This is a genomic window from Pedobacter borealis DSM 19626 (assembly GCF_000708285.2).
In the GTDB taxonomy this organism is placed as follows: domain Bacteria; phylum Bacteroidota; class Bacteroidia; order Sphingobacteriales; family Sphingobacteriaceae; genus Pedobacter; species Pedobacter borealis.
Genome location: NZ_JAUG01000051.1, coordinates 1 through 11,797, shown reverse-complemented (window position 1 = coordinate 11,797; position 11,797 = coordinate 1). Strand labels below are relative to the sequence as shown.

Here is an 11,797-nt window from a genome sequence, read left to right as displayed (position 1 = left end):
CTTGGAATCGAGTGCGCTCTAAACTCATTTTGACAATGAAACTGACATTTTTAATGGTGATTATCGCCTGCTTAAATGTATCTGCAAAAGTTTTTTCACAAGAGAAGCTGTCTTTTGATATGAAAAATATGCAGTTGAGTAAGGCCCTTAAATTGATAGAAAAACAAAGCTCATTTCGCTTTGTTTACAGCCCTACTGAAGGGCCTTTCAACAAGCAAATAAGCGTAAAAGTAAATAAAGCCCCTATATCTGACATCCTCGATCAGCTTTTAGAAGGTACTTCATTGGTTTACTCCATTGAGGGGGATAACCTTGTTACCATCTCCTCGAGAGGAAAGTTATTAAAAGACATTACCATAACGGGTGTTGTTGTTGATACTGCTGGGATACCGCTACCAGGCGTAAGTGTAAGCGTGAAAGGCGTGAAAGGCCTTGGATTTATGACTGACGGGGCGGGGAAATTTAGCCTAAAAGTTCCTGAAAATTCAACCATAGTTTTTACGACCATTGGTTATAAAACCGTAGAAATGCCCGCTTCTACCTCTCCAATGAAAATTGTGATGCTGAATTCATCGAATAACCTAGATGAGGTAGTTGTACAAGCCTTTGGTTCGACTACAAAAAGAAAAACTACCGGAGCTATCAGTACAATTGATTTTGAGAAGGTTGCACAACTACCTGTTGCCTCTATTAATGATGCAATTGCGGGTAGAGCACAAGGTATTATTGTGACGACTACCACTGGTGCGCCAGGAACAAAGAGCACAATTTCTATTCGTGGTTCTAGTAAACCACCTTTATATGTTATTGACAATATTATCCGTACGCAAAGTGATTTTCAAAACATAAACCCGAATGATGTTGAAACCTATTCGATCCTTAAAGATGCTGAAGCTACGGCTTTATATGGTGTTTCTGCGGGTAACGGTGTAATTATTGTAACTACAAAGCAAGGGAAAGACGGAAAAATAAATGTTAATTATTCATTTAACCAAATTTTTTCACAACCTACCTTGTTTCCTAAAAAAGTAAGCTCTTATGAGCAACTGAAAGCTACTAATGATGTTTATGCATCTGAAGGTTTACCTTTGCCAACACCAGTGCCTGATCTAGAAAAGTACCGTACAGGTGCCGACCCGATTAATTTTCCGAATACCGATTGGCAATCGCTTACCTTAAAAGATTTTGCCCCAGAAATGAGACACGATTTTTCGGTAACATCGGGCACTAAACAGTTAACCTATTATGCAGCATTGTCTTACTATGATCAGGGGTCTAACTTAAGAACAGACCAGAATTATAACCGCCGCACAACTTATCGTTTAAACACAACAAGTTATTTTGATAAGATTAATTTAAAAGTAACTACTGGTTTAGATGGGTATGTGGAAAATAACATACAGCCAAGTGTTGGCTATGGTGGTGTTTATAGCCATATCCAAAACAAACGCCCAAGCCAATTAGCCAATAATGAATTCGGCTTACCGTCTAATAATACTACTGATAATCCGGTACAAGAGCTTGATCCAAAATCTGGATATGCTAAAGGAATTTCTAGAGTCTTTAATGGAAATTTGGCATTAGAGTATAGTGCTCCTTTTTTAAGTGGCTTAAAATTTAAAGCCAGTGGAAATTATAATCTTAGGAATTCCATTGGCAAAAACTGGAATGTATTGGCACCAACGTATGCAAATGGCAGTACGAGTCCAATATATAGCAATCCACCAGATTTGACCAACAGTAGAAGTGAAGGAAAATCGATTACCTTACAAGGTTTTGTAACCTATAATAAGACTTTTGGTGATCATGCCGTAGATTTTACAGGGGGCTATGAGCAGCAACAACATACTATTGGTAGCTTAAGCGGCACTAGAACACAATATCAGATTCTTTTTGATCAAATTGTGGCAGGCCCAACAGCGAACCAGTCGATTAATGGGGCAGAGTACAACTATTATACAGATAATGGAAATGTATTTGGTGCCAGAGCAGGATATATAGGTCGTTTAGGTTATACCTACAAATCTAAATACACCGTAGAAGGTGTAGTTCGTAGAGATGGTAGCGATTTATTTGTGCCTGGAAAGCAATGGGGTACATTTTATGCCCTATCAGGTGGTTATAACATTTCGGAAGAAAGTTTTATGCAATCGCTTAAGGACAAACATATTTTTGATTTCCTTAAATTACGTGGTTCTTATGGTTTAACCGGAAACAGTGATGATATTGCAGCCTACCAGTATGTTTCTGGTTATGGCATTACGCCAATTGGATGGATCGTAGATGGAAAGCCGGTTCAAGGCACATCAGAACCAGCTAATTTACCTAGTATTAATTACTCTTGGCAAACCATTAAAAACAGAAACTTAGGGATCGACTTTGCTTCGATGAACAATAGATTAAATGGAACCGTAGATTATTTCTATAGCCGTACTACAGGTTTTGTAACTTCCGATCCGCGTTTTGCTCAAACGTTGGGTATTGGTTTGCCGCCAATTAATTTCGTAGAAGGTGCTAATCGTAAAGAAGGTGCCGAATTCCATTTGGATTGGAATGATAAAGTTAATAGTTTTACCTATAAGGTTGGGGTAAATTATACTTTCTTCAATACGCTTACTGAACGTACTGCGCAGGATAGTGAAGCCGATATGAAAAATCCATACACGCGAGGCTCTGGTGCACCAGGAACTTACTTCGGACTTGGTTATCAATCGCTTGGCATTTATGGTTCTAACAGCGACTGGATGAATGGTGCACACATTATAAACGCCAATAATGTTCAAGCTGGAGATTTGAAATATTTAGATGCGAACGGTGATGGCCAAATTGATGGCAATGACCAAAGAAGAATTGGTAAAAACACCATGCCAAGAAGCAATTACGGGATTACCTTTGACTTAGGTTATAAAGGATTTAGCTTTAGCGCTGTAGTACAAGGATCGGGAGATAGAGACCGTTATCTTGGTGATGTGCTACAAGGTTCGAGTACACAAGGGTATTTACTTTATGGTTTCCAGCAAGATTACTGGAGGCCAGATAATACCAATTCTATTTTTCCTAGACAAACCAGCTCGCCAAGTGCAAATGGAAATAACAACATACAAAACAGCGATTTTTGGATTGTCAAATCTAAATATGTTCGTTTAAAATATTTACAATTTGGTTATGATTTTAAACAAGGAGTACTGAAAAACTCTCCATTCCAACAATTACGCCTATATGTATCGGGAACTAATTTATTGAGTGATTCGAAAAGTCAAAAATACTTTATTGACCCTGAATCTAATACCAACAACTATAATTATCCTGTACAACGTACGCTGTCTTTTGGTGTAACAGCTGGGTTTTAATCAAACTAATTTATAAACAGATGAAACCATCATGATTTTTCAAATCACACAACGAAATGACTATAAAATCATGATAGCTTCATTACCATTAAAATAAATTATATACTAATGAAAAAATATATAGCAATTATAGCAGTAACAGCAAGTATGCTTGCACTGAACTCTTGCAAAAAAGTGCTGGAAACCGAGCCCTTTGATAAGATCAGTGAAGATGTCGTATGGAGCACGAAAGCCAACGCAGAAACTTTCATTTTCAGTACTTACTCTATCATGGGCGCCTATCAAGGTGGGCAAGCAACTGACTTGAGAACTGCAAACATTATGGCATCTGGCGATGGCAGCTGGAGCAATGCATCACCTTTTGTTAGCGAATCAATTACAAGAGCTAATGATTATGGTTTTAACAACTGGGGTGCTGTTCGTCGTTGTAATCTAATCATTAAAAAAGTGGCAGAGTCACCAGGGATTTCAGATGCCGACAAAAAAGCGCTTATCGCTGAAGGCAAATTTTTAAGAGCCATGTCTTATTACAATATTGCCCGTACTACTGGCCGTATCGTTTGGATAGACAAAGTTTTAACACCAGATGATGAACTTAAATTGCCAAGTACAGCTAATCCAACTGAATCTTATGGTTTTATCATTAAAGATTTAGAAGATGCTATTGTTGACCTACCAACAATTAAAATTGCTGGTAGAGCAAATAAATATGTAGCGGCTTCTTTTTTAACAGAAGTTTGTTTGCAGGCTTTAGCGTATAAAAACTACCCTGCGGCACCAAATGTTAACGCAAGCGATCCATTACTACAAAAAGTGATAGACAATGCAAATTTAGTAATCAATACTGGAGGTTACTCTTTAGAAGCTGATTACGGTGGAATGTTTAACGAAACCAAAAAAACCTCTCCTGAGATTATTTTTGGAATCTATCGTTTGGCTGCAAACACTACAGTTGATGGTACGCCAATGCAAACGATGGTACCTAATCTTAACAATGATAGAATATCTCGTAATGGTGGTAGTTTATTTACCAATCAGAATATTTTTGAGGCTTGGGGTACGAATTTTCCGACACAAAACTTTACTGACGATTATTTAACCATCGATAAAGCGAATCCAACCTTAGCAGTTGCTTGGAACAAAACCTCGCAATACTTGGCGAATGTAGACGAAAGCGCAACTGTTCCTTCAACGGGTACCGGCCATAATGTAATACCTAGGAATACTGGTGAGACTACCATCAAAAGTGGTAGAATAATACCGGGAAGTACCGAAACCATTTGGAGCCTGGCTAACCAAAATAGAGATGCAAGGTGGAAAGCTACCATATGGAGCGATTCGACAGAACGAATTTATGGTGAACAATTAACCACTACTTTACACGGTAACGCCGATCGTTGGATGAGAATTACAGGTATCGCTCCTAATCCTTATGTAACTTTAACGAATATGTATTGGAAAAAAGGACTTTACACCAATGTAAACCCTCGTCCTTATGTTGGCGTACCTACTGATTACCATTACGTAGCAATGCGTTTAGGAAGAGTTTATTTAAATTTGGCCGAGGCCTTTTTGTTAAAGGGTGATTTAGCCAATGCTGTATTGAACTTAAACAAAACACGTGTAACTCATGGTCAATTACCAGTTTCTCAAGCAACAACTATGGCCAATGCTTGGACAGATTATAAACGCGAAAGACGTGTAGATCTGGTAATGGAAAATGACTTTTATTACAGTTTATTAAGATGGGGAAGATATGGTGGAGATGCCAATGATGGGTTAGCATCCGGTAAAAAAATTGCTAATTTAACTGAAGTAATGAGGGTAATGGACGTAAGTAAAGACCGCAAATCATTTGTTACTACAACAGGTCCATTTGGAGGCTTCCCCTATAATAACCGCCAATTTGATGAAACTAGACGTTATTTGCTACCTATAGCCCAAAGTTATATTGATAACAATTCAAAATTTGGACCTCAAAATCCTGGCTGGTAAAACTTAAAATTAAAGATGATGAAAAGAATTATAAATTTAAAAATAGCTTTAATAGCAATTTTGGCAAGCACGTTGTTTAGCTCGTGCTTAAAGAAAGATTTGCCAGGTTATCCTGCGTTTTCTGATGCAGATATTACTTTGGCAAACTTGGAATATCGATATAAAATAGCTAATCCAGTTGCTGGAAAAGATTCAATTGTAGCATATGTAAAATTAACCAATGTTTCTCATGTTATTGATGCCGCCAATGGTACTATCAACATCACACTGGATATTCCATCTGCGACCCCAACTTTTTCTGGACAGGAGCGTACAAAAGTAAGCTTAAATCGCCTTTGGCCATATTTTAACATTTCTACTGCTGCCACAATGCAGGGTATCAATGGCACAGCAAATCCTGGAAATGTTACAGATTGCAGCAAACCATTACAATATGAAATAACGGCAGCTAATGGTCAGAAAAAAGTTTGGAAAATCAATATTGCTCCACTTCCTGTTTTACCACCAGTTAATAATTATGAAGCTAATTATACCTCAAATGGATACTTCTATCACCCGAGTAGTCCACGGGCAATGACTAATGTTGTTAAAACCTTAGTTACGAGCGGCACGAATGGCGTACTTGTAGACTTAGGTGATTTGGGAACCAGTGGTTACAGAGCATTAATTACAATTAATCCTGATAACACTTTAACCATTACAGGTGCTCCTGGAGCTGCCGGAACTCCATATTTGATGTTTACATCTGGTTTACCAGATGGCTATACAGCTGCCTGGGCAGGTTCTGCTTCTTGTAATAACACCTATGATCCGGCGACCAAAACCTTTAAAGTAAGGTATGGCTATGGAGCAGCAGGGGCTTATCGTGTTACAGAGGAAGTGCTGAAGCGCAACTAATTATTAATTGTTAATCCCTCTAGTCGTGGGATCGACTTATAGAGGCAATCTTTGTATTTATGGTTATGAAAAATGTTAAAATTAGGTAGGTTAGTTAGTTAGTTAAATAGTGAGGGTGCACGTGTTATACGGCACCCTCTTTTTTGTGGTGTGTTATTATGCCATATATCTATAGGGTATAGGGTGGAAGTCCCAAATGGCACGAAAAAGTTTGGTAATCCCCTTTCAAGGCATTCAATACAATTGCCAGATCTCTTCAGAATCATTATCCTACTATTCTGAACTATTTTGATAACAGATCAACAAATGCTTCCGCTGAATCTTTCAATGCAAAGATTAAAGCTTTTTTAACACAATTCCTGGGAGTTAAATGCGTAGAGCTTTCTCTACAAGCTAACTCAATTTGTATACTTCAAAATAACTACTCCGCAACTTTTGATATTGATCCCAGATTGCCTGTCTACATAATTTAAAACAATAACGATAGGTGTTAAAAGTAAAAAAGCCCTTCAATCCTGAGAGGGCTTTTTCATAGTCGTCTATCCCTATAAGTAGGAAGCTCAAAAGTAATTAATGCCTTTAATATTTTTAGGGGTTGAATAAACTGAACAGAAAAATTTTTCACGTTAATTCATTTTTATTTTTTTCGGCTTTAAATGCCATTAAATGGCTATAACGAACTATTACTCTACTCCCTTCGCATTCGTTGGAATAACGTACAGCGATTTTGAAGCTGTAATAAAAAGCATGTTTTTGTCTTTTCCACCAAAACAAATGTTACCGCACCACTCTTCGGGTATATCAACATGACCGATTTTTTCGCCAGTAGGTTTGTAAATATTCACCCCTTTTCCGGTTACATAAATATTTCCATTACTGTCTAAAGTCATTCCGTCAGAATGCTGATTAAGGAAAAGTTGCCTATCCGCTAACCTCGCATCGGCACCAATACTATAACGATAAGTTTTATTGGCGCCCATATCGGCCACATACAAAAATTTACCATCCGGAGTACCTACAATACCGTTAGGCTTAATCACATCATCAGAAACTATGATCGCTTCTTTTTTTCCTTTCGGAAGATAATATACCTTTTGCCCTTGAATCTCAGGCGATTTCCTGGTCCAATAATCGCGCTGATAATAAGGGTCAGTAAAATAAATGCCTCCTTTAGCATCCAACCAGATATCGTTCGGTCCGTTTACCTTTTTACCTTCATAATCGCTGAAGAGCACTTTTATCTTTTTGTTTTTATCGATAGACCAGATCTGATTATTCTCGTCGGCACAAACAATCAGGTTGCCTTTTTTATCGAAATAAGTACCGTTTGCCCTTCCCGATTTGTCCATATACAGGCTCAGTTTGCCATCAATACCATATTTCCAGATTTTATCATTAGGCTGATCAGTAAAAAACACGTTTCCCTGTTTATCAACTGATGCACCTTCTGTAAACTTAAACTGTGAAGAAATCAACTTTAAACTATCCTGAACAAAAAGGTTTTGCCCTTCGCTTTGCGCAAAAGAGATGGTGCTTAAGACTGAAAAAGCCAAAAAGAAGAAATATTTTTTCATTGTATTTTTTAAAAAAAACTTAATGTTATTCGGGATTTGTAATCCCGAATATTCGAACTAAGGATTTCTAATCCTTTACGTGGATTGCAAATCCACAACACATAAAATCGAGATTACAAATCTCGACCAACCTAAGGTGTAAAGATATTAACTTACCCGTTTCCCTTTCAGTAACATATTTAATGCATCGTTCAGCGTTCCGGCTTTTTGTACTTCGCCTTCATTTACAAAATAAATTTCGTCAGCGTTTTCGATGGTGTTTAAACGGTGCGCAATAATAACAAGCGTGGTTTCTTTCGACAGTTTATTTAAAATGCTTCCTAAAAGCTGCTCGGTTATGGTATCGATGTTCGCTGTAGCTTCATCAAGGATTAACAGTTCCGGATTTCTTAGCACCGCACGCATAAAGGCAATCAACTGTTTCTGACCCAAACTTATACCGTCCGATCCCGAAGTAATCTGTGTATTCAACCCCTCATCAAATATGGCTAAAAGCGCGTTTAAGTTGGCTTCCTCGATTATTTTCTCCAGCTGTGCATCACTTACATCCTTATATTGACTATTACCATACAAAATATTCTCTTTTACAGTTCCTGTAAATAAAAATGGTTCCTGTAAAATGAATCCGATTTTTTGTGTTCTTTCCTCAGCAGAAAATGAACGAATATCTTTACCATTTAATAAAACCGTTCCTTTAGTGGCATCATACAAACGCGAAATTAAAGAAGCAGTAGTGGTTTTCCCTCCTCCGGTTGGACCAATCAAAGCATAAGTTTTTCCTTTTTCGAACCTCAGGTTAATGTTATGGAGGATTTCTTTACTGTCATCATAAGAGAAATGCACGTTTTTAAACTCCAATAAAGCATCAGAGGTGATATTTTCGTCAACTTTAATCTGTTTTAGGTCACTCTCTAATGATAAGATCTGCGATATCCTGTCCCAACTGGCCATAGCCACCTGAAAACTTGTCCAAAGGGCAGCCAATTGCCTTAGCGGGTTATAAAAATTGGTGGTATAAGCAATATAACTCACCAATAAACCCAATGTAAAGTTGCCGGTAGAAATCAGGTAAATACCGAATAATAAGGTGATCAGCTGTGCAATACTCGATAACAAACCGTAAACTGGCACAAAAATATTATTGGCTAAACCCGCACCTATGGCTGTTTTATAGTTTTCGGTATTGGCTTCATTAAAACGTTTCCTAAAATAATCCCTACGGTTAAATGCAATAATCACTTTAAAGTTGTTCAGGCTTTCCTGTATTTCGGCACTCATTCCGCCAACGCTTTTTAAGTTTTTGGCATTTTTTCCTTTTACCCAGGGTGATAAAGCCATCGTAAAGAGAACGATCACCACCGCAGGCGAAAGCGTTGCGGCGCCTAGTTCTAAATTAATCGAAAGCAAGAAAATACCGGCACCGATCATGGTGACAATACTGCCTATAAACTGCATTAACGACTGTGAGAAAAACTGGTTCAGCTTATCGGTATCATTATTTACCCTCGAAATCAGATCGCCAGCTTTGTTCTGATTAAAAAATGAAACCGGTAACGCCTGCAGTTTATTAAAAATGGCATTACGCAAAGTGTATAACATTCGCTGGCCTACTCCACCCATCAACCTGGTTTGGGTGTAACCGGTAACCATGGCAATCATGTACATCACCAACAGTATACCACCAAAAATAAGCACACCATGAAACTGTTTGGTGCGGATGTAGGTATCAACTGTATGGCCAACCAGTAATGGGCCCAAAAGCAACAGACCTGAGTTAACCAAAATGGCAATCAGCGCCAGCCAAAGGTTCTTACGTTCAGCCGAGATCAGTTTTAGCAGGCTTTTCAGCGCCTTAAAAGTAGATTGCTTTTCCTGTCTGGTGTTAAGCTGGTTAAGATTGTAGCTCATAATTACTGGTGCTCTGTTGTGAATTGTAAATCTGAACATATTCGGGACTGCTTTTCAGCAATTCCTGATGGGTTCCTTCTGAAATGATTTCGCCCTGCATCAGCAAAATCACTTTATCGTAATGTTCAACAGAAGCTATTTTTTGTGTAATGGAAAGTAAAGTTAAACCAGGATAATTTTGTTGGATGTTCTCCAAAATCCTTTTCTCCGTATTGGTATCAACACGGGCTGTAAAATCATCAAGCAATAATATCTTCGGATTCACTGCTAAAGCCCTGGCCAGCATAATGCGTTGTTTTTGTCCACCAGAAAGGCTGTTTCCACGTTCTGAAACAATAGTATTCAATTGATCAGGTAAGGCATCTACAAAATCTTTCAGTTCGGCAGTAGCTATGGCTTTGGCCAGCGATTCATCCGTAACAGTATCACTAAAGGCAATATTTTCCCTGATGCTCATGTTGAACATAATGCTGTCCTGAAATACGAAGCCAACCTGTTGGTGAAAATTCTCCTGGTTGTACTTTTTAATTTCTTCGTTATCGAACAGCACCGCACCAGAATCTGCTTCAATAAGACCTGTTAAAATATAAAGTAATTGTGTTTTACCTGCAGCTGTAGGACCGATAATAGCAGTTTTAGAACCTGCTTTAGCCGAAAATGAAACTGATTTTAAAACTGGTTTTTGTCCGAAACTCAAATTAAGATCTTTCGCTTCTACTTCCCCTCGTAATTGTGTGCTTAGCGTGCCTGGATGTTTGATCTCAGCAGCATTCAGCACACTTTCTATCCTTTGGTAAGATGCGGTAGCCTGTGCAATTACATTGCTCATAAAACCGATTACCAAAATGGGAAATATAATGAGTGTGAGGTAACTGCTAAAAGCGGTAAACTCTCCCAGAGTCATCGAATTGGTAATTACAAAGTGACCACCCAGTACCAGAATGCATAAACCAGATAAATTGGCTGTAAAAACAATAACTGGAATCAGCGACGCAAACATTCGGAGGATTGATATCCCTAAATCTCTCGCTTTGGCATTCGCATCTATAAATTTATTGTATTCTAAAGCCTGTGAATTGATTACCCGGATTAAAGCCGAGCCTAAAATACTTTCACTGATTACTTTGTTCAGCCAATCGATAACTTCCCTGCTCTTTTTAAAAAGCACTTTTACCTTGCTTAACACATAGAAAAATGCTCCACCAATAATCGGCACAATAGCAATCACACAAAGTGCCAGTTTCCAGTTAATCATCAGGAGCAGAATACTTGCCCCAACAATTAAAAATATAGACGAGCAGATAGAAACAATAGCCTGCGAAACAAACATTTTAATCGAATCGGCATCAGCCGTAAGATTGGTGAGCAGTTTTGAGGGGTTAGCCTGAATAATGTAGGCATGGCTCTGCCGCGAAATCTGATCAGATAACCTTGTTCTTAAATCTCTTGCCACACGTTCAGAAGCATAGGTTTGTACAATACTCTGCAAATAAGTAAAGATAAAAACCAGTACAATAGCCAGTGAAAACTGAAGAAGAATGGATTGAAGGTTGAAAGTTTTGTTGGTATAAGAATCGATACCATTGGCAATAATCTTTGGTAAGAGTAAGTTGATACCGTTACTGAGCAACGCAAACAGGATCAGCATAAAAATTAAGCCCCTGTAGTTTCCAAGTAAACTGAAAATACTCGGCTTTTTGGCTTCTTTGGTTTTTTCCATATCAATGAAGATACCTTAAATTGTAGGTTCCAAATTTAACCGAATTAATTGATATCGTTTGTAAGAAAGTTATAGAAGAAGAGGAAACCTATAAAATAAAAAGAGGCTGTATCATATTTTAGATTTGTCATCCTGTCCAAAGGACTCCTGTGGAGCGCTTGTCGAAAGACTTATTAACCTGAATTCGATTATTAAATCTCATTTTGTGGCGTTTTAATCAAGTTTTCTGTTAAGACGGTCGTCACCCTGAATTTATTTCAGGGTCTTTCACGCTAAAAAGATGCTGAAATAAATTCAGCAGGACGATAAAGCGGGATTAGGCGTAAATAAGATATAATTTTCAGCAAATAATT

The 11,797-nt window shown here is 38.0% G+C and carries 6 protein-coding genes and 1 pseudogene; 4 read left to right on the top strand and 3 right to left on the bottom strand.

Annotation, left to right across the window (positions count from 1 at the left end):
* Window positions 1-35 precede the first annotated feature (35 nt).
* From AW17_RS14295 to AW17_RS24935, 4 genes and pseudogenes are all read left to right on the top strand, one after another.
* On the top strand, window positions 36-3,350 hold the full coding sequence (locus tag AW17_RS14295) for a SusC/RagA family TonB-linked outer membrane protein (protein WP_051691850.1): 3,315 nt from the start codon (window positions 36-38) through the stop codon (window positions 3,348-3,350).
* Between the two features lie 108 nt (window positions 3,351-3,458).
* Window positions 3,459-5,345 (top strand): RagB/SusD family nutrient uptake outer membrane protein, encoded by a 1,887-nt coding sequence (locus tag AW17_RS14290; RefSeq protein WP_051691849.1) that lies wholly within the window; start codon window positions 3,459-3,461, stop codon window positions 5,343-5,345.
* Between the two features lie 18 nt (window positions 5,346-5,363).
* Complete coding sequence (locus AW17_RS14285) at window positions 5,364-6,242, top strand: DUF5018-related domain-containing protein (RefSeq protein WP_051691848.1); 879 nt, start codon at window positions 5,364-5,366, stop codon at window positions 6,240-6,242.
* Between the two features lie 236 nt (window positions 6,243-6,478).
* A pseudogene (locus AW17_RS24935) lies at window positions 6,479-6,715 on the top strand (transposase); the annotation flags it as partial.
* Window positions 6,716-6,925: 210 nt separating this feature from the next.
* On the opposite strand, the gene AW17_RS14280 reads toward AW17_RS24935, so the two are convergent.
* The 3 genes from AW17_RS14280 to AW17_RS14270 form a co-directional block, all read right to left on the bottom strand.
* Entirely contained in the window at window positions 6,926-7,816 is an 891-nt protein-coding gene (locus tag AW17_RS14280) for an SMP-30/gluconolactonase/LRE family protein (RefSeq protein ID WP_029277538.1), read from the bottom strand.
* 147 nt (window positions 7,817-7,963) lie between these two features.
* The gene (locus AW17_RS14275; protein WP_029277536.1) at window positions 7,964-9,724 is read right to left on the bottom strand and encodes an ABC transporter ATP-binding protein; all 1,761 of its coding nucleotides are present in this window, start codon (window positions 9,722-9,724) and stop codon (window positions 7,964-7,966) included.
* Complete coding sequence (locus tag AW17_RS14270; protein WP_029277534.1) at window positions 9,708-11,444, bottom strand: ABC transporter ATP-binding protein; 1,737 nt, start codon at window positions 11,442-11,444, stop codon at window positions 9,708-9,710. Before AW17_RS14270 ends, AW17_RS14275 begins: the two co-directional genes overlap by 17 nt.
* Window positions 11,445-11,797: the final 353 nt, after the last annotated feature.

What these genes read in the sequence shown, in the direction of transcription:
- AW17_RS14275 (WP_029277536.1), bottom strand. Translation starts at nt 9,724, where the DNA reads ATGAGCTACAATCTTAACCAGCTTAACACCAGACAGGAAAAGCAATCT.
- AW17_RS14270 (WP_029277534.1), bottom strand. Translation starts at nt 11,444, where the DNA reads ATGGAAAAAACCAAAGAAGCCAAAAAGCCGAGTATTTTCAGTTTACTT.
- AW17_RS14280 (WP_029277538.1), bottom strand. Translation starts at nt 7,816, where the DNA reads ATGAAAAAATATTTCTTCTTTTTGGCTTTTTCAGTCTTAAGCACCATC.
- AW17_RS14295 (WP_051691850.1), top strand. Translation starts at nt 36, where the DNA reads ATGAAACTGACATTTTTAATGGTGATTATCGCCTGCTTAAATGTATCT.
- AW17_RS14285 (WP_051691848.1), top strand. Translation starts at nt 5,364, where the DNA reads ATGAAAAGAATTATAAATTTAAAAATAGCTTTAATAGCAATTTTGGCA.
- AW17_RS14290 (WP_051691849.1), top strand. Translation starts at nt 3,459, where the DNA reads ATGAAAAAATATATAGCAATTATAGCAGTAACAGCAAGTATGCTTGCA.